This is a genomic window from Neoroseomonas marina (assembly GCF_012927745.1).
In the GTDB taxonomy this organism is placed as follows: Bacteria; Pseudomonadota; Alphaproteobacteria; order Acetobacterales; family Acetobacteraceae; genus Neoroseomonas; species Neoroseomonas marina.
The window spans coordinates 172,873-190,353 of record NZ_JABBKX010000005.1 but is presented as its reverse complement, the minus strand read 5'-3'; the positions used below and the strand labels follow the sequence as shown (position 1 = coordinate 190,353).

Annotated in this window: 14 protein-coding genes and 2 pseudogenes; 13 read left to right on the top strand and 3 right to left on the bottom strand. The window is 71.2% G+C overall.

Features of this window, described 5'->3' with window-relative positions; genetic code table 11:
- Positions 1-25 precede the first annotated feature (25 nt).
- The 7 genes from GWK16_RS15820 (at position 26) to GWK16_RS15790 (ending at position 7,419) form a co-directional block, all read left to right on the top strand.
- The gene (locus GWK16_RS15820; RefSeq protein WP_170054944.1) at positions 26-949 is read left to right on the top strand and encodes a lysophospholipid acyltransferase family protein; all 924 of its coding nucleotides are present in this window, start codon (positions 26-28) and stop codon (positions 947-949) included.
- Positions 950-1,157: 208 nt separating this feature from the next.
- Positions 1,158-2,537, top strand: a complete 1,380-nt coding sequence (gene miaB / locus GWK16_RS15815) for a tRNA (N6-isopentenyl adenosine(37)-C2)-methylthiotransferase MiaB (RefSeq protein ID WP_170054943.1) — start codon at positions 1,158-1,160, stop codon at positions 2,535-2,537.
- Positions 2,534-3,583: a PhoH family protein gene (locus tag GWK16_RS15810; protein ID WP_170054942.1), complete on the top strand. Its 1,050-nt coding sequence runs from the start codon at positions 2,534-2,536 to the stop codon at positions 3,581-3,583. Before miaB ends, GWK16_RS15810 begins: the two co-directional genes overlap by 4 nt.
- Positions 3,584-3,644: 61 nt before the next feature.
- Positions 3,645-4,094 carry an rRNA maturation RNase YbeY gene (gene ybeY, locus GWK16_RS15805; protein ID WP_170054941.1) on the top strand — a complete coding sequence of 150 codons (450 nt, stop codon included), beginning with the start codon at positions 3,645-3,647 and terminating at the stop codon, positions 4,092-4,094.
- Positions 4,091-4,993, top strand: coding sequence for a hemolysin family protein (locus GWK16_RS15800; protein ID WP_170054940.1), 903 nt, complete (start codon positions 4,091-4,093; stop codon positions 4,991-4,993). The genes ybeY and GWK16_RS15800 overlap by 4 nt, the downstream gene beginning before the upstream one ends.
- A 261-nt stretch (positions 4,994-5,254) precedes the next feature.
- The gene (gene lnt, locus GWK16_RS15795) at positions 5,255-6,793 is read left to right on the top strand and encodes an apolipoprotein N-acyltransferase (protein ID WP_170054939.1); all 1,539 of its coding nucleotides are present in this window, start codon (positions 5,255-5,257) and stop codon (positions 6,791-6,793) included.
- Between the two features lie 170 nt (positions 6,794-6,963).
- The gene (locus GWK16_RS15790) at positions 6,964-7,419 is read left to right on the top strand and encodes a helix-turn-helix domain-containing protein (protein WP_170055083.1); all 456 of its coding nucleotides are present in this window, start codon (positions 6,964-6,966) and stop codon (positions 7,417-7,419) included.
- A gap of 15 nt (positions 7,420-7,434) precedes the next feature.
- Here the strand turns inward: GWK16_RS15790 and GWK16_RS15785 are convergent, their stop codons facing one another.
- The 3 genes and pseudogenes from GWK16_RS15785 to secA all read right to left on the bottom strand — a co-directional run.
- Complete coding sequence (locus GWK16_RS15785) at positions 7,435-7,893, bottom strand: hypothetical protein (RefSeq protein ID WP_170054938.1); 459 nt, start codon at positions 7,891-7,893, stop codon at positions 7,435-7,437.
- Positions 7,893-8,003, bottom strand: a pseudogene (locus GWK16_RS25915) (SEC-C metal-binding domain-containing protein); the annotation flags it as partial. The gene GWK16_RS15785 and the pseudogene GWK16_RS25915, both read right to left, overlap by 1 nt.
- Positions 8,004-8,176: 173 nt before the next feature.
- Positions 8,177-10,634 (bottom strand): annotated as a pseudogene (gene secA / locus GWK16_RS15780) (preprotein translocase subunit SecA); the annotation flags it as partial.
- Between the two features lie 343 nt (positions 10,635-10,977).
- Between secA and GWK16_RS15775 the strand changes: the two are divergent.
- The 6 genes from GWK16_RS15775 (at position 10,978) to GWK16_RS15750 (ending at position 17,475) form a co-directional block, all read left to right on the top strand.
- On the top strand, positions 10,978-11,910 hold the full coding sequence (locus GWK16_RS15775; protein ID WP_170054936.1) for a peptidylprolyl isomerase: 933 nt from the start codon (positions 10,978-10,980) through the stop codon (positions 11,908-11,910).
- A 31-nt stretch (positions 11,911-11,941) separates the two neighbouring features.
- A complete protein-coding gene (gene argJ / locus GWK16_RS15770) occupies positions 11,942-13,171 on the top strand; it encodes a bifunctional glutamate N-acetyltransferase/amino-acid acetyltransferase ArgJ (protein ID WP_170054935.1) in 1,230 nt (409 codons plus the stop codon).
- Positions 13,172-13,318: 147 nt separating this feature from the next.
- Positions 13,319-14,491: a glycosyltransferase gene (locus tag GWK16_RS15765; protein WP_170054934.1), complete on the top strand. Its 1,173-nt coding sequence runs from the start codon at positions 13,319-13,321 to the stop codon at positions 14,489-14,491.
- The gene (locus GWK16_RS15760; protein ID WP_170054933.1) at positions 14,488-15,411 is read left to right on the top strand and encodes a methyltransferase domain-containing protein; all 924 of its coding nucleotides are present in this window, start codon (positions 14,488-14,490) and stop codon (positions 15,409-15,411) included. Before GWK16_RS15765 ends, GWK16_RS15760 begins: the two co-directional genes overlap by 4 nt.
- A 34-nt stretch (positions 15,412-15,445) precedes the next feature.
- A complete protein-coding gene (locus GWK16_RS15755) occupies positions 15,446-16,453 on the top strand; it encodes a bifunctional GNAT family N-acetyltransferase/(deoxy)nucleoside triphosphate pyrophosphohydrolase (RefSeq protein ID WP_170054932.1) in 1,008 nt (335 codons plus the stop codon).
- 257 nt (positions 16,454-16,710) lie between these two features.
- Entirely contained in the window at positions 16,711-17,475 is a 765-nt protein-coding gene (locus GWK16_RS15750; protein WP_170054931.1) for a competence/damage-inducible protein A, read from the top strand.
- Positions 17,476-17,481: the final 6 nt, after the last annotated feature.

The following is a 17,481-nucleotide window of genomic DNA, read 5'->3' as shown; positions in this document are numbered from 1 at the left end:
GATCCGCGCGCTACCTCCGCAGTCCATGGAAGCCGTCATCCGCTCGACCGAGGAAGCCTTGAGGCCGCGCCGCCTGCGCCGCGCCAGCCCGCTGCGCTTCCGGCCCTGGCTGCCCGGCGCGGCCTGGGGCGACGTGATGGACGCGCGCCCCATGGGCGGGCGGTTCCGCGCCGTCCGGCGCATCACGATGGCGATGATCTGGACCATGCTCGCGATCCCCGTCCAGGCGGTGCTGATCCGCCTGCCGGGCCGCGCCAAGATCTCCTTCGCGCGGACCTATCACGCCGTGCTGTGCCGCCTGATCGGAATGAAGGTGCAGGTGGTGGGCTCGCTGTCGGGCGTGCCTTCGACGCTGTACGTATCGAACCATTCCTCCTGGCTCGACATCCTGGTGCTCGGCAGCGTCATCGACGCCGCCTTCGTGTCGAAGGCCGAGGTCGGCCAATGGCCGGGCATCGGCCTGGTGGCCCGCCTGGGCCGGACCGTCTTCGTCAGCCGCAGGCGCAACCACACGGGGCGCGAAGCGGAGGAGATCCAGCAGCGCCTCGCCACCGGCGACAACATCATCCTCTTCCCGGAAGGAACCTCGAACGACGGCACGCGAGTGCTGCCCTTCCGGTCCTCCTTCCTCGCCGTGGCGCAGAACGCGCAGCGGGTGCAGCCGGTCTCGATCGTCTATGACCGGCTGGGCGGGCTGCCGGCCTGCCGCCGCGACCGGCCGCTGTTCGCCTGGTACGGGGACATGGACATCGCCTCCCACTTCTGGCGCATCGCGCGCCGGCCGGGGGCGCGGGCGACGGTCCTGCTCCACGAACCCGCCGATCCCGCGACCTTTCCCGACCGCAAGACCCTGACGGCCGCGGCGAGCGACGTGGTGGCCGAGGGCGCGGCCCTGCTGCGCCAGAACCGCCCGGTCGAGCCGCTGCGGCTGCGCCCGCGGGGCGCCTGACCGCCGGCATGGCGGCGTGGGCTGCGGGCAACACCTGTGCAGCCGCGAACGCGCAATGCTTGACCCGGCTCGGAACGGACGTTCAGGCTTTCGCACATGTTGATTCGCTCCGCGCCCGAGGTCGCTTGACCCGCGCCGTCCAGGTGCGCATCTCCCCCGCCTGCCTTCGCCGCGACCTGCGCGGCGGGGCCGGCGGAGCCTGACCCGAATGACCGATACCCCCGCACCCCGGAAGCGCCTGCTGATCCGCACCTGGGGCTGTCAGATGAACGTCTACGACAGCGCCCGCATGGCGGACGTCCTCGCCCCGCTCGGCTATGCGCCCACCGAGCAGGTGGAGGAGGCCGACATGGTCATCCTCAACACCTGCCACATCCGGGAAAAGGCGACGGAGAAGGTCTTCTCCGACCTCGGCCGCCTGCGGGAGGCGAAGCAGGCCAGGGGCGGGGAGATGGTTATCGCGGTCGCGGGCTGCGTCGCCCAGGCCGAGGGTGCGGAGATCACCGCCCGCGCGCCCTGGGTCGACCTGGTGCTCGGCCCGCAATCCTACCACCGCCTGCCGGAGATGGTCGCGCGCGCCGCCCGGGCCGCCGGCACCGTGATCGAGACCGAGTTCCCCACGGAGGACAAGTTCGACCACCTGCCCGAGACGACGGCGCCCCAGGGGGCGACGGCCTTCCTCACCATCCAGGAGGGCTGCGACAAGTTCTGCTCCTTCTGCGTCGTGCCCTATACGCGCGGGTCGGAATACTCCCGCCCCGTCGCGGCGATCGTCGCGGAAGCCGAACGGCTGGTTGCGCTGGGCGCGCGGGAGATCACCCTGCTCGGCCAGAACGTGAATGCCTGGCACGGGGAGGGGCCGGACGGGGGCGCCTGGACGCTCGGGCGGCTGGCGCGGCGGCTGGCGGAGATCGAGGGTCTCCTTCGCATCCGCTACACGACGTCCCATCCCCGCGACATGGATGACGACCTGATCGCCGCCCATGGCGACACGCCGGCGTTGATGCCCTTCCTGCACCTGCCGGTGCAGTCGGGCTCCGACCGCGTGCTCAGGATGATGAACCGCGGGCACACGGCGGCCGACTACCTGCGTCTGGTCGAGCGCCTGCGCGCCGCGCGGCCGGACCTGGCGCTGTCCACCGACATCATCGCCGGCCACCCCGGCGAGACCGACGCCGACCACGCCGCGACGCTCGCGCTGATCCGCGAGGTCGGCTTCGCCCAGGCCTTCTCCTTCAAGTATTCCGCCCGCCCCGGCACCCCGGCCTCGACCATGGCGGGGCAGGTGGAGGAAGCGGTGAAGGATGCCCGCCTCGCCGAGGTCCAGGCCCTGCTGCGCGACCAGCAGACCGCCTTCAACCGCTCCCGCGCCGGTCTGGTCGCCGAGGTGCTGGTCACCGGTCCGGGCCGTCACCCGGGCCAGATGGCCGGGCGCACCCCCTGGCTGAATCCGGTCCATTTCGAGGGACCGGCGGAGCTCGCCGGCCAGGTCGTCCCGGTCCGGATCCTCGCCGGCCATCCCAATTCCCTCACCGGGACGCTCGCCGCGCCCCATCGCGCCCAGCCCAGGGAGAGACCCGCCGCTTGACCGCCCCGCACAGCATCGCGATCCGCCCCGCCGACCCCCGCAGCGACGCCGAGCGACGCTCCGTCACGCTGCAGTTCGACGACAACGTCCTCCTGCCCCTGCTCCATGGCGAGCACGACCGGCACCTGGCGCGGATCGAGCAGGTGCTCGGCGTCAGGGTCTCGTCCCGGGGCAACCGCATCGCCATCTCAGGCGGTGCGGACAGGACCGAGATGGCGGAGGCGGCGCTGCTCGCCCTGTGGAAGCGGCTGGAACAAGGACAACATGTCGGAACGGCGGACGTGGAAGCGGCGCTGAGATTGGCCGAGGGCGGGGCGGAGCAGGGCGAGCCGCGCCTGCCGCTGCGCGACCTGCCGGCCATCCGCACGCGCAAGGGTGCGATCGCGCCGCGCTCCTCGGCGCAGGGCGCCTATATCGAGATGCTGGCGACGCGCGAGATGGTGTTCGGCGTCGGCCCGGCCGGCACGGGGAAGACCTACCTCGCGGTGGCGCAGGGCGTCGCGCTGCTCCAGTCGGGGCAGGTCGACCGCATCGTGCTCTCGCGCCCGGCGGTCGAGGCGGGGGAGCGCCTCGGCTTCCTGCCCGGCGACATGAAGGAGAAGGTCGATCCCTATCTCCGCCCGCTCTACGACGCGCTGAACGACATGCTGCCGCCCGAGCAGGTGGCCAAGCGCATCGAGCGCGGCGAGATCGAGATCGCGCCGCTCGCCTTCATGCGCGGCCGGACGCTCGCCCATTGCTACGCCATCCTGGACGAGGCCCAGAACACCACGGCCGCCCAGATGAAGATGTTCCTCACCCGGATGGGAGAGGGCAGCCGCATGGTCATCACCGGCGACCCGACCCAGGTCGACCTGCCGAGCGGCCAGCCCTCCGGCCTGATCGAGGCGCTGCGGATCCTCGAGGGCGTCGAGGGCATCGGAGTCGCGAGATTCGCGGAGCGGGATGTGGTAAGGCATCCGTTGGTGGCCCGGATCGTCGCCGCCTATGGTCGGGCCGACGAGCAGTCCCGGGCGAAGAAGGAGAGGTATGGAACCGGGAAGTAGCCGTCCCGGCCGTGGTCGTGTTTCCGACGATCAGGCTGGGCTTCGGAACGGATCGCAGGAGATGCCCGGCATCTCCGTGATCCTGGCGGCGCCAGGCTGGCGCGCCGCCGTCAAGCGGCCCGAGGCGGTCGCCCGCCGCGCCGCGGAAGCGGCCCTGCGCGAAGCGGGTGCCGCCGGCGCCATGACCGTGCTGCTGACCGACGACAGCGAGGTCAAGCGGCTGAACGGCCAGCACCGCGCCAAGGTCAAGCCGACCAACGTATTGTCATTCCCCGCCGGCGCGCCGGGCCAACTCGGCGACGTCGCGCTCGCCCTCGGCGTGGTGCGGCGCGAGGCGCGCGAGGCCGGGCGCAAGACGGCCGCGCATCTCGCCCATCTGGTGGCGCATGGGGCCCTGCATCTCGCGGGGCATGACCACCTCCTCGCCGGCGAGGCCCGCCGCATGGAGCGCGCCGAGGCGCGCATCATGCGCCGCCTGGGCCTGCCCAATCCGTGGCGGGGCGTGACATGAGCGACCTGTCCGCCAAACCCGGGCTGTTCTGGAAGCTGCAGGGCCTGCTCCGCCGCAAGGAGGCGGAATCGGTCCGCGACCGCGTCGGCGAACTGCTCGACGGGGGCGAGGAGAAGCGCGACGGCGCCGAGCCCGACGACAGCGACCTCGACACCCACGAACGCGCGTTGCTGTCGAATGTGCTGCGTCTGCAGGGCACCACCGCCGACGACATCATGGTGCCGCGCGCGGACATCATGGCGATGCCGGAGGATTTCAGCCTCGATCAGGCGATCCACCTCATCCAGAAGGATGGCCACAGCCGCTATCCGGTCTATCGCGGCAGCCTCGACGACATCGTGGGCATGGTCCACATCAAGGATGTCTTCGCCGCGGTGGGTCATGGCGGCCACGACACGCCGTTCGACCTGAAGTCGATCCTGCGCAAGCCGCTCTTCGTGGTGCCGTCGATCCCGGTGCTCGACCTGCTGCTGCAGATGCGCCAGCAGCGCGTCCACATGGCGCTCGTGGTCGACGAATACGGGGGCATCGATGGTCTCATCACCATCGAGGACCTGGTCGAGACCATCGTCGGCGACATCTCGGACGAGCACGACGAGGACGCGGCGCCGCAGATGACCGAGCGGCCGGACGGGACCATCGAGATCGACGCCCGGATGCCGATCGAGACCTTCGAGGCGCATCTCGGCCCGATCCTGACCGATGAGGAGCGCGCCACCGACATCGACACCGTCGGCGGCCTGGTCTTCACCCTCGCGGGCCGCGTGCCGGCCAAGGGGGAACTCGTGTCGCATCCCTCGGGCCTCGAGTTCCGCATTCTCGATTCCGACCCGCGCCGGATCCGCCGGCTGCGGGTTCGCCGGCCGGGAACGGCGCCGCAACGGGCGGCGGCCGAGTAGGCGGGTGCGGCCGGGCGACGGAGGGCATCCCGGGGGCGCCATGCGCTCCTGCGCTTCCGGCCTCCGGAGCCGGGGTGCGGGTGGGCAAGAGTGCCGGGCTTCGCGACGCGGCGGACCCTGTTCCCGTCCCGACGTCATTGACGTGCGACTTGCGTACCGGCGGCCCGGGGCCCTTGGGCCGGCGGGTTCGGGAGGGCAAGGTCCTCCCGCGACCTTCCTCGGCCGTTCCGGCGCAACCTTCCCCAACTAGGACCATCGCGCATGTGGCATCGTTTTCTCGGCCATCTCGCCGGCCGGCGAGGCTGGCGGGCCGTCGTCACGGCGGCCGGCCTGGGCCTGCTGGCAGCCCTGGCCCTGCCGCCCGTCCATGCCGTGCCGGTCCTGCTGCTGGCCATACCCGGGCTGCTGGCGATGGTCGGCGCCGCCCCGAGCGGATGGCGTGCCTTCTGGATCGGCTACACCTGGGGCTGGGGCTTCTTCGCCGCCGGTCTCTACTGGGTGACCTACGCCATCCTGACGGAGGTGGAGCGCTTCTGGTGGCTGGTGCCGATCGCCGTGCCGGCCCTCGCCCTGCCGCTGGCCTTGTTCGTGGCGGGGCCAGCGGCGCTGGCCTGGCGGGTGCGGAGCGGCTGGCCGCGGGTGCTGGTGTTCGCCGGCGCCTGGGTCGGGTTCGAGCTGCTGCGCGGCTGGGTCTTCACCGGTTTCCCCTGGAACCTGATCGGGTCCGTCTGGGCCTTCGGCGCGCTGCCGATCCAGGCGGCCGCCTGGATCGGCGTGCATGGCCTGTCGTTGCTGACGATCGTCCTGGCGGCCACGCCGCTGCTCGGGCGGCGGGCGATGCTCGGCGGCGTCGCGGCCCTGGGGTTCCTGGCGGTGGTCGGTGCGGCGCGGCTCTGGCCGGCCGAACCGCCGCCCCAGCGGGTCGGGTTGCTGATCGTGCAGGGGAACATCGCGCAGGAGCTGAAATGGCGCGCCGACCAGCGCATCTCGATCCTGCGTCGCTACATCGACATGACGCGGGAAGCCGCGCTCGCCGCCCTGCGGGACTTGCCGGAGGGCGACCGCCTGGTCGTCATCTGGCCGGAGACGGCGGTTCCCTTCCTGCTGGCCGACGACCCGGAGGTGCGGACGCTGGTCGCCGGTGCGCTGCCGCAGCGCGCCATCCTGCTGTCCGGCACGATCCGCGGAGAGTTCGGCCCTGATGGCCGTCCCCGGCGCCTCTTCAACAGCCTCGTCGCGATCGACCCCGCCGGGCAGGTGCTGGGCATGTCCGACAAGGTCACGCTTGTTCCGTTCGGCGAATACATGCCGCTGTCCGGATTGCTGCCGATCCGCATCGTTCAGGGCGGGATGGACTTCACGCCTGGTGGCGCTCTCGCAACTGTGCGCGCCGACGGGGTACCGCCTTTCGGAGCCTTGATTTGTTATGAAGTGATCTTTCCCGCATCGGTTGTGCCGGCCGATCGGCCATCCTGGCTCGTGAACGTGACGAACGATGCCTGGTTTGGGATCTCCGCCGGCCCGTGGCAGCATCTCGCTGCCGCAAGGCTGCGTGCAGTGGAGGAAGGCCTGCCACTTGCGCGTGCGGCGCAGACGGGTGTTTCGGCCGTGTTCGATGCGCGTGGGCGGGAGGTGGTTCGGACGGGGTTAGGTGAAACGGGCGTCCTGATGGCACCGCTGCCCGCGGCTGGAGAACCGGCCCTTTTCGCGCGGTTCGGCCTGGTGCTGCCCGGCCTGTTGGCCGGGCTGGTGTTCGCCTTTGGGTGGTGGAGAGGTTCCGGAAAAGCGCGCTCCGGCTGAAAGTCAGCACGACCGGTGACGGATGGATTGTCTAAAAATTAGGGATTGAGAAAAAGAGTTGACGAAAAATGAATAGCCTCTTATCCGAAGAGGCGCGCAGGGGATGACTGCACGCATCCGTGGCGCAGGGCAGGAGGCGGGCGGTGGAAATTCGGGGCGCGGAGGAGCGGATGGCGAGCGACGGCGGTCTGGATCGGGTTGAGCGCGAGCACCGGGCGAGCCCGATCGATGTCCATGTCGGCTCGCGGGTCCGTCTGCGCCGCACCCTTCTGGGCATGAGCCAGGAAAAGCTCGGCGAAGCCCTCGGCCTCACTTTCCAGCAGATCCAGAAGTACGAACGGGGCGTGAATCGCATCGGCGCGAGCCGCCTGTTCGACCTCGCCCGCGTTCTCGACGTTCCGATCGGCTTCTTCTTCGACGACATGTCGCCCGAGCTCGGCGGCAACGCCGCCACCCGTTCGCGCGCCGCCGCCTTCGGATTCGCGGAAGGGCAGGACGGCTTCGAGGACGACACGCTGCATCGTCGCGAGACGCTGGAACTGGTCCGCGCCTACTACCGCATCACCGATCCGTCGGTGCGCAAGCGCGTGTTCGACCTGATCAAGACGCTGTCGCCGACCGACTGACGCCGACCGCGGCGCTCAGGTGCCGCGGCTGCAGTGGAGCATGATCACCGGCTGCCCTGGGGTCAGATCCAGGTTGATCTCGTCCGGCCTGTCCCAGACAAACGATTCCATCCCCGTTCCCGGATCCTGACCGCGTTCGAGCGGTTGGCCGAAATTCCGGATGAGGCGCTGACGCAGCGCCGCCGCCTGCGACGCTTCCCCCCGCGCCGAGACGCACACCAGCCCGCCATTCCGTGCATCGAAGGCCAGCGCCACGGTCAACCGGAGCGCGCCGGACCGGAATTCCCCGCCAACGCGGTACTCCATGCGCGCGGACGGCACGGGCCGTCGTTCCTGCGGCGGCAACAGGCGCAACTGCCCGCGGGAGGCAGCGATCACCTGCTGCTCGGTCATGCCCCAGCGGGTGAACTCCCAATGCGCCTCGGCCGGCCAGGCGAGCAGCGCGAGCGCCGCGGCGAGCGTTGCCCGCCGCATCACGCCCGCCCGTGGCAGGCCTTGTACTTCTTCCCCGAACCGCAGGGGCAGGGCGCGTTGCGCGGCGTGCGGTGCCAGGTGGCGGGATCGTTCGGATCCACGCCGTCGGCCATCGGACGCGGCGCGGCGCTGCCGATCGACATCGGCACCTGCTCGTAGGTCGTGCCGTTGCCCGCCATCTCGAGCTCCGCGGCGGCCATCGCCGGGTCCGGGTGGCGCATGTCGAGGAAGCCGATGCCATCGGGCGATGGAGGCGGCGCCTCGGGGCGGAGTTCGATGCGCAGCAGCAGGCTGGTCACGCGCTCGCGCAGGTCGACCAGCATCGCGTTGAACAGCGCGAAGGCTTCCGACTTGTACTCGTTCAGCGGGTCGCGCTGGCCATAGGCGCGCAGCCCGATGCCCTGGCGCAGGTGATCGAGCGCGAGCAGGTGTTCCTTCCACACCTGGTCGAAGACCTGCAGCAGCAGCGACTTCTCGACCTGGCGCATGATGTCCGGGCCGACATTCGCCGCGCGCGAGGCGTAGGCGAGGTCGGTCGCCTCCTCGAGCCGCTCGCGCACGATGTCGTCGTCGATGCCTTCCTCGCGCGCCCATTCGGCGACCGGCACGTCGAGGTTCAGCACCTCCTGCACCTGGCGCTGCAGGGTCTCGAGGTCCCACTGCTCGGGGTAGGCGTTCTCGGGAATGCAGCGGGCGACGAGCTCGGCGATGGTCTCGCGGCGCATCTCCTGGATGGTCTCGGCGACGTCGTCGGCGATCATGAAGGCGCGGCGCTGGGAATACACTTCCTTGCGCTGGTCGTTCATGACGTCGTCGTACTTGAGAAGGTTCTTGCGCATGTCGAAGTTGCGCGCCTCGACCTTCTTCTGTGCCTTCTCCAGCGCCTTGTTGATCCAGGGATGGACGATCGCCTCGCCTTCCTTGAGGCCGAGCTTCTGCAGCATCCCGCCCATGCGGTCCGACCCGAAGATGCGCATCAGGTCGTCTTCGAGCGAGAGGAAGAAGCGCGAGGCGCCGGGGTCGCCCTGGCGGCCCGAACGGCCGCGCAGCTGGTTGTCGATGCGCCGCGATTCATGGCGCTCGGTGCCGATGACGAAAAGGCCGCCGGCCTCCTTCACCGCCGGGCGCAGCGCCTCGACCTCCGCCTTGTGCTTCGCGACCGCGGCCTCGTAGGCCTCGCCCTCGTTGGTGCCGGCTTCCTGGCGCGCCAGCATCTCGTAGTTGCCGCCGAGCTGGATGTCGGTGCCGCGGCCGGCCATGTTGGTCGCGATGGTCACCGCGCCGGGGCGGCCGGCCTGGGCGACGATGCCGGCCTCCTGCTCGTGGTAGCGGGCGTTCAGCACCTGGTGCGGGATCTTCTTCCGCTGCAGCAGGGAGGAGATCAGTTCCGACTTCTCGATGCTCGTCGTGCCGACCAGGCAGGGCTGGCCGCGGGTGCGGGCTTCGTCGATCAGCGCGGCGACGGCCTCGTACTTCTCGGCGGCCGAGAGATAGACCTCGTCATCCTCGTCCTTGCGCGCGACGGGGACGTTGGTCGGGATCTCCACGACCTCGAGCTTGTAGATCTCGGCGAACTCGTCGGCCTCGGTCGCCGCGGTGCCGGTCATGCCGGACAGCTTGGGATAGAGGCGGAAGTAGTTCTGGAAGGTGATGGACGCCAGCGTCTGGTTCTCGGGCTGGACGGTGACGTGTTCCTTCGCCTCGAGCGCCTGGTGCAGCCCGTCCGAGTAGCGCCGGCCTTCCATCATGCGGCCGGTGAACTCGTCGATGATGACGATCTTGTCGTTGCGCACGACGTATTCGACGTCGCGCTTGAACAGCGTGTGCGCGCGCACCGACTGGTTGACGTGGTGCACCAGCGTGACGTTGTGGATGTCGTAGAGGTTGCCCTCGGTGAGCAGCCCCGATTCCTTCAGCATCTGCTCGATGCGCTCGCCGCCGTCCTCGGTCAGCGTGACGGTGCGCTGCTTCTCGTCCTTCTCGTAGACCGCGGCGTCCTTCACGAGCTCCTTCACCACCTCGTCCACGCGGCGGTAGAGGTCGGAGGAATCCTCGGACGGGCCGGAGATGATGAGCGGCGTGCGCGCCTCGTCGACCAGGATGGAGTCCACCTCGTCGACGATGGCGTAGGCGAAGTCGCGCTGGACCATGTCGTCCAGCCGGTACTTCATGTTGTCGCGCAGGTAGTCGAAGCCGAACTCGTTGTTGGTGCCGTAGGTGATGTCGCAGGCATAGGCGTCGCGGCGCTCGTCGTCGGTCAGCCCATGCACGATTACGCCGACCGAAAGGCCCAGGAACCTGTAGAGCCGGCCCATCCATTCCGCGTCGCGGCGGGCGAGATAGTCGTTCACCGTCACGACATGCACGCCCTTGGCGGGCAGGGCGTTGAGGTAGACCGGCAGGGTGGCGACCAGCGTCTTGCCTTCGCCGGTCTTCATCTCGGCGATCTTGCCGTCGTGCAGGACCATGCCGCCGATCATCTGCACGTCGAAGTGGCGCAGGCCGAGCACGCGGCGCGCGGCCTCGCGCACCGTGGCGAAGGCTTCGGGGAGGATGTCGTCGAGATCCTCGCCCTTGGCCAGCCGCTCGCGGAACAGGACGGTCTGGTTCGCCAGCGCCTCGTCCGACAGCGCCTCCATCTTTGGCTCGAGCGCGCTGATGGCGGGCACGCGCCCCTGGTAGCGCTTCAGGGCGCGGTCGTTCGAGGTGCCGAAAATGGCGGCGGCGAGGCGGGCGAACATCGGGGGCTTCAGTCTCCGTCGGGCGGGCGGCCCGGTCGAGCGTGCCGCCATGCGACACGGATCGCGCCGCACCCGGCCCGGTTCGGGCGGGAGGCGGCGCGGCCGAGGCACAGATAGGCGGGCGGGGAGGGCGGGTCAACGAACCGGGGCCATCATCGGCGCGGATCACCCCCGAAAACCCTTTGCCGCCCGGGGCTTGGCGCGGACCGGACCTTGGCTTCCGAGGCGCGTCCGGCGGTTTGCCGCCCGGCCTGGCGCAATGACCCGCCACGGGACTCCGCCCTCGCCTTGTCCGGCCCCCGCGCATCGGCCATCTTCCGCGGGTTCCCGCCCCCGAGGCCCCATGATTCTCCGCCCCCGCCCCGCGCTTCCCTCCCGCGCGGGCCTCGCCCTTGTGCTCTGCCTGGCCGGTGCCGATGCCGTGCGCGCCCAGGCCCCGGCCCCCGCCACCCCGCCGGGGGACCCGGTGGTCGCCCGGGTGGACGGGGAGCCGATCCTGCTGTCCGACCTGGCCGCCGCGGCGCAGGACCTGCCGGAGGAACTGCGCGGCGCACCCCCGCAGATGCTCTACCCGCTGATCCTCGACCAGATGATCGCGGGCCGCGCCGTGACCGCCGCGGCCCGCCGCGCCCGGCTCGACCAGGAACCCGAGGTCCGCGCCCGCATCCGCCGCGCCGAGGAGCAGGAACTCCAGCAGGCCTGGCTGTCGCGTGAGATCGCGTCCCGCATCACGGACGCGACGATCCGCGCCCGCTACGATCGCGACATCGCGAACCGCCCGGCCGAGGAGGAGGTCCGCGCCCGCCACATCCTGGTGCCGACCGAATCGGAGGCCCGGGCCGCGCTCGCCGAGGTCCGCGGCGGCGCGGACTTCACCGCGGTCGCGCAGCGCCGTTCCTCCGGCCCCGGTGCGCGGGAAGGCGGCGACCTCGGCTTCTTCCGCCGCGGCGACATGGTCCCCGAATTCGCCGAGGCCGCCTTCGCCCTGCAGCCCGGGCAAGTGAGCGAGAACCCGGTCCGCTCGCCCTTCGGCTGGCATGTCATCAAGGTCGAGGAGCGCCGCCAGGCCGCCGCCCCGCGCTTCGAGGAAGTCGCCCAGGCGATCCGCCAGCAGCTTCTCGAGGCCGAGGTCCAAGCAGCGGTCGAGCGCGCCCGTGGCGCCGCGCAGGTCGAACGCTTCAACCTCGACGGGTCGGCGCCGCGTCCGACCGACACGGCCGAGCCGCCGGCTCCGGCCGCCCCGCCCGCTCGCCCCGGCGCGCCGATCCGGCGCTGATCTGACTCCAAGCAAGAACAGGGATACGCCCATGGCCCATCCGGTTTCCCCCCTCGCGCTGCCGATGCCCGAACTGCCGCCGGTGCCCGGCGTGCGCGTCGCCACGGGCATGGCCGAGATCCGCTACCGCGCGCGGGAGGACGTGATGGCCATGGCCTTCCCGGCCGGCACCACCGTCGCGGGCGTCTTCACCAAGAACCGCTGCCCCGGCGCGCCGGTCGAATGGTCCCGCGCCGCGCTGAAAGGTGGGAAGGCGCGCGGCCTGGTCGTCACCTCGGGCAATTCCAATGTCTTCACCGGCAAGGCCGGGCGGGAGACCTGCACCAAGACCGCCGAGGCGGCCGCGAAGATCCTCGGCTGCAAGCCGAAGGAGATCTTCCTCGCCTCCACCGGCGTCATCGGGGAACGCCTGCCGACCGAGAAGCTGGTCGGCGCCCTGCCCAAGGTCTTCGACGCCGTCACCGAGGCCGGCTTCGCCGCCGCCGCCCGCGCCATCATGACCACCGACACCTTCCCCAAGGCGTCGGTGCGGACGGCGAAGATCGGCGATGCGACCGTGACCGTCGCGGGCATCGCCAAGGGCTCGGGCATGATCGCGCCCGACATGGCGACGATGCTGTCCTTCCTCGCGACCGACGCGAAGGTCCCGGCCGGCGCGCTGCAGGCGCTGCTCAAGAAGGGCTGCGACAAGTCGTTCAACTGCGTCACTGTCGATTCCGACACCTCAACCTCGGACACGGTGCTGCTGTTCGCCACCGGCGTCGCGAAGCATCCGCGCGTGCCGGCCGAGGGCGGGCCGATGCTCAAGGACTTCGCCCGCGCGGTGAACGAGGTGCTGATGGACCTCGCCCTGATGGTCGCGCGGGATGGCGAGGGCGCGCAGAAGCTGATCCGCATCGACGTCACCGGCGCCGTCACGGCGCGCTCGGCGCACAGGATCGGCATGTGCATCGCGAACTCGCCGCTGGTGAAGACCGCCATCGCCGGCGAGGACGCGAATTGGGGCCGCATCGTCATGGCGGTGGGCAAGGCGGGCGAGCCGGCCGACCGCGACAAGCTCTCGATCGCCGTCGGCGGCACCTGGATGGCGCGCGACGGCGGCGTGGTCGACGGCTACGACGAGACGCCGGTCGTCGCGCACATGAAGGGGCGCGAGGTCGAGATCACGGTCGACATCGGCCTCGGCAAGGGCAAGGCGACGGTTTGGACCTGCGACCTGACGCATGGCTACATCGACATCAACGGGTCGTACCGGAGCTGAGGTGACGACGGGGAGGGCGCTGCCCTCCCCGGACCCCACCCGCCGAGGGCTCAAGGCCCTCGCAACCCGTTCCTGGTTTCCAAAGGCCTTTCGGCCTTTGGCGGGGAGAGGTCCGGAGAGGGGCGGCGCCCCTCTCCGCGGCGCCGCGTGACCCTTCTTCTCGGCGTCCTCGCGCTATCGGGCTCGCTCGCCTGGCTGTTCGGCGTGCTTTGGTTCCTCCGCTACTTCCGCCCGCCCGCCGTCGCCGCCGAAGGGCGCGTGACGTTGCTGCTGGCCGTCACGGGGCGCACCGACGGCCTGCCGCGCCTCTTCGCGGCGCTCGCCGCCCAGACGCTGCAACCGCGCCGCATGCTCGTCGCCGTGGAAGCGGAGGCGGACCCCGCCTTCGCGCAGGTCCGTGAGCTCGAACGCCTGCTGCCCTTCCCGGTCGAGATCGTCGTCGCCGGCCTCGACGCCACGCGTAGCCAGAAGGCGACCAACATGATCGCGGCGCTGGCGCGCGTGGATGCGGATGACGACGCGCTGGTGCTGCTCGACGCCGACATCCTGCCGCAGGCGACCTGGCTGTCCTGGCTCGCCACCCCGGCGCTGAACGGCGCGGCGGATCTCGTGACGGGGTATCGCTGGCATGCGCTCGACGGGGCGGGGCCGGCGCGGCACGTGGTGGCCTGGCTCGATCGCGCGCTCGCGCTCGGGCCGCGTTTCGTCGCCTCGGGGCTGGTCTGGGGCGGATCGGTCGCGATCGCGCGGGATGCCCTGGCACGCATGGACCTGCCCGGCGCGCTGGCGCACACATTCTCGACCGATGGCGCGATCAGCCGCCGTGCGCGGCAGCTCGGGCTGCGCGTGCTGACGCGCCGCGCCGTGCTGCTGCCGACGCCACCCGAGGGCGGCGACCGCGAGGCCATCGCCTTCAAGAGGCGGCAGCTGCAGATCGTGCATGTCTATGTCCCGCGCCTCTGGGCCTGGCTCGGCGCCGTGCTGCATGCCGAGGCGCTGGCGTTGCCGCTGGCATTGCTGGCGATGACCGGCGACGCCGTCGCGGCGGGCTTCGTTGCCCTGCTGATGGCGATGGGCTTCGCGCGCGCGGTGCTGCAGGACCATGTCACGCGTCGGATCGGCATCGCGGAAGGCGCCCCCGCGCGGATGCTCCAGATCGCCATCGGCACCTGCGTGCCGCTGACCGCCGCCACCGTCGCGGCGCTGTTCTGGACCAGCGCGCGCACGCGCGTCATCCGCTGGCGCCACGTGGAATACGAGGTGCTCGGCCCCGACGAGGTCCGCGTGCTGCGCCGCCATACCCCCGGCGCCACGGCGTGACGCCGGGCATCTGCCCCATCACCGGCGCGCCGGCCGCGCTGGTGCAGGAGATCCCGCCACGTCTGCTCCGCGGCCTCTGGCGCCGAGCCTTCGGCGTCGATCCGTCGCCCTTGCCCGATGTGCCGATCGGCGTCTGGCGGTCGCCTTGCGGCCTGATCTTCTTCGCGCCGGCGCAGGAAGGCGACGGCGCCTTCTACGAGGCGCTCTACCGGCGGCTCGATGCGGGTGGACGGGTGCGAGCGGCTGGCCGCGACCGCGCCGAATATCCTCATGCCGCGTCGCGCATCCACTCCGGGGATGCGGTGCTCGAGGTCGGCGCCGGGGCCGGTGCCTTCGCGCGGGTCATCCCCGACGCGCGCCATGTCGGCCTCGACCCCAATCCCGGCGCCTACGCCGAGGCCAGCGGCACCGTCCGCGCCGAGGACCTCGCTACCCATGCCGAGGCCCATGCCGGCACCTATGACGCCGCCTGCGCCTTCCAGGTCATCGAGCATGTCGCCGATCCGCTGCGCCTGGCCGCCGACATGGCGCGCTGCCTGAAGCCGGGCGGGCTGCTGATGCTGGGCGCGCCGGTCTGGCCCTCGGCCATGACGGCGATTCCGGACTTCGCCTTCAACGCCCCACCGCACCACCTGTCCTGGTGGAGCGAGGCCGCGATGGCGGCGCTCGCCGGACGCCTCGGCCTCGCCGTCGAGGAGATCCGGCTGCTGCCGCCCGTTGCCGCCCAGCCGTTGATCCACTGGATGGGCCGCCTCGCGCCGATCAAGGCGCCGCCCGGGGGGCCGTGGTTCGCGGCACGGCGGTCCTGGTACGCCTCGCTAGCGCTGTCCTACCTGCTGGGGCGCCTTGCGGCCGTCCTGCTGCCACTCCCGCGCAACGCCGCCCCCATGTTCGTGATGCTGATCGCCCGGAAGCCTTGACGCTGCGCCGGTGCTGGCCGTTCCTGAACCCCGGATGCCCGACTCCACCCCCGCCTTCGCGCCGCTCGCCACCGAGCGCTTCGTCCTGCGCCCCCTGCGCGCCGAGGACGCCGCCGAACTGCATCGCCTGGTGAACGATTGGGAAGTCGCCAAGACGCTCGCGCGCGTACCCTTTCCCTACCCGCGCCATCTGGCCGACGAATGGATCGCCTCGACGCTCGAGCAGATCGCCGAAGGCACCGCCTATCACCTCGCCATCGCCAAGCCCGAGGCCGAGGGCGGGGCCATGCTCGGCTGCGTCGGCCTGACGATCGAGCGTGACGAGCGGGCCGCCGAACTCGGCTACTGGGTCGCGCGGCGCCACTGGGGGCAGGGGATCGCGCCGGAGGCGGCGGGCCGCCTCGCGCGCTGGGCGATCGCCAATCTCAACATCGACCGCATCACCGCCAGCGCGCTGACCGACAACGCGCGTTCGGCCGCCGTGCTGCGGCGCATCGGCTTCCGCGACGCGGGCAAGGGGCAGCGGGATTTCCTCTCGCGCGGCGGCGGCATGCCCGTGCTGCTGTTCGAGGCCGGGCGCGCCGACCTCGCCCCGCCCGTCGCGCCGCCCGCGCCTGCGCCCGAAGCCGCCGTGGCCGGCGGCAAGCCGATCCTCCTCGTCGCCGCGGTGGGGCTGATCGACCCGGACAACCGCGTCCTCCTGGCCCGGCGACCCGAGGGCAAGCCGCTCGCCGGCCTTTGGGAGTTCCCCGGCGGCAAGGTCCGCGCGGGGGAGACCCCCGAAGTCGCGCTGATCCGCGAGCTGAAGGAAGAACTCGGCATCGACGTGACCGAGGCCTGCCTCGCCCCCTTCGCCTTCGCCTCCCATGGCTACGAGGCCTTCCACCTGCTGATGCCGCTGTTCCTCTGCCGCCGCTGGCAGGGGCAGGTGACGGCGCTGGAAGGCCAGGCGCTGGCCTGGGTGCGGCCGCAGCGCCTGGCGGACTACGCGATGCCACCGGCGGACGTGCCGCTCGTCGCGTTGTTGAGGGATTTTCTTTAGGCCTTTCATAGGCCTCAGGCGCCGGCGCCCGCATCCGCGGGCTTGGCTCGCGCGCCGTGGACTGGTGCGCCTGGGGCGGCTGATGGTCTGGGCGCGGTCGCGCTTTGCGCTCCCGGCCCAAGGCCAGCCTTGGGCCGCATCGCCGTCATGCCCGGGTGGTCCGAATGCGCACACCAGCGCGTCGAGCCGAAGGTTTCTCCGCCCGGGCAATTGTGCCTTCCCGCGGGCCGCCTATCCTGGCGCCGGAGGATGCCGCCATGCCCAACCCGACTGCCTGCCTGCTCATCATCGGCAACGAGGTGCTGTCGGGCCGCACCCAGGACGCCAACCTGAAGTTCATCGCTACGCGCCTTGGCGAGATCGGCATCCCGCTGCGCGAGGTCCGCGTCATCCCCGACGTGCCCGAGACCATCATCGACACGGTCAACGAAGTGCGGGCGAAGTACGACCACGTCTTCACCACCGGTGGCATCGGGCCGACGCATGACGACATCACCAGCGAATGCGTCGCCGCGGCCTTCGGCGTGCCCTGGGAACCGCATCCCGAAGCCTGGCGACGCCTCGAATCCCACTACGCGCGCCAGGATCCGCCCGGCGACTTCAACCCGGCGCGCCAGCGCATGGCGACCATGCCGCGCGGGGCGGAACTGATCGACAACATCATCTCCATCGCCCCCGGCTTCACCATCGGCAACGTCCATGTCATGGCCGGCGTGCCGCGCATCATGCAGGCGATGTTCGAAGCACTGGCGCCCTCGCTGCAGGGCGGGCCGCCGATCGTGTCCGCCGCCGTGCACGCGAACGGCCTGATGGAAGGCCGCATCGCCGAGGGCCTCGCGGACATCCAGCAGCGCTACCCGCAGCTCGACATCGGCTCCTACCCCTATTACCGGGCCGGCGGCGGTGGCGTGGCGGTCGTCGCCAAGGGCACGGACGGGGACGCGGTGAAGCAGGCAGCCCGCGAGGTGCTGGTCTTCATGCGCGCCTGCGGCGGCCAGCCGGTGGAAGGCGAGCCGGCCTGAGCCGCG

Excerpts from the sequence above, each read along its gene's own strand:
- GWK16_RS15820 (WP_170054944.1), top strand. The coding sequence starts at position 26 with ATGGAAGCCGTCATCCGCTCGACCGAGGAAGCCTTGAGGCCGCGCCGC.
- lnt (WP_170054939.1), top strand. The coding sequence starts at position 5,255 with ATGTGGCATCGTTTTCTCGGCCATCTCGCCGGCCGGCGAGGCTGGCGG.
- GWK16_RS15785 (WP_170054938.1), bottom strand. The coding sequence starts at position 7,893 with ATGCGGCGGGCAACGCTCGCCGCGGCGCTCGCGCTGCTCGCCTGGCCG.
- GWK16_RS15775 (WP_170054936.1), top strand. The coding sequence starts at position 10,978 with ATGATTCTCCGCCCCCGCCCCGCGCTTCCCTCCCGCGCGGGCCTCGCC.
- ybeY (WP_170054941.1), top strand. The coding sequence starts at position 3,645 with ATGCCCGGCATCTCCGTGATCCTGGCGGCGCCAGGCTGGCGCGCCGCC.
- GWK16_RS15790 (WP_170055083.1), top strand. The coding sequence starts at position 6,964 with ATGGCGAGCGACGGCGGTCTGGATCGGGTTGAGCGCGAGCACCGGGCG.
- miaB (WP_170054943.1), top strand. The coding sequence starts at position 1,158 with ATGACCGATACCCCCGCACCCCGGAAGCGCCTGCTGATCCGCACCTGG.
- GWK16_RS15750 (WP_170054931.1), top strand. The coding sequence starts at position 16,711 with ATGCCCAACCCGACTGCCTGCCTGCTCATCATCGGCAACGAGGTGCTG.
- GWK16_RS15755 (WP_170054932.1), top strand. The coding sequence starts at position 15,446 with ATGCCCGACTCCACCCCCGCCTTCGCGCCGCTCGCCACCGAGCGCTTC.
- GWK16_RS15800 (WP_170054940.1), top strand. The coding sequence starts at position 4,091 with ATGAGCGACCTGTCCGCCAAACCCGGGCTGTTCTGGAAGCTGCAGGGC.
- argJ (WP_170054935.1), top strand. The coding sequence starts at position 11,942 with ATGGCCCATCCGGTTTCCCCCCTCGCGCTGCCGATGCCCGAACTGCCG.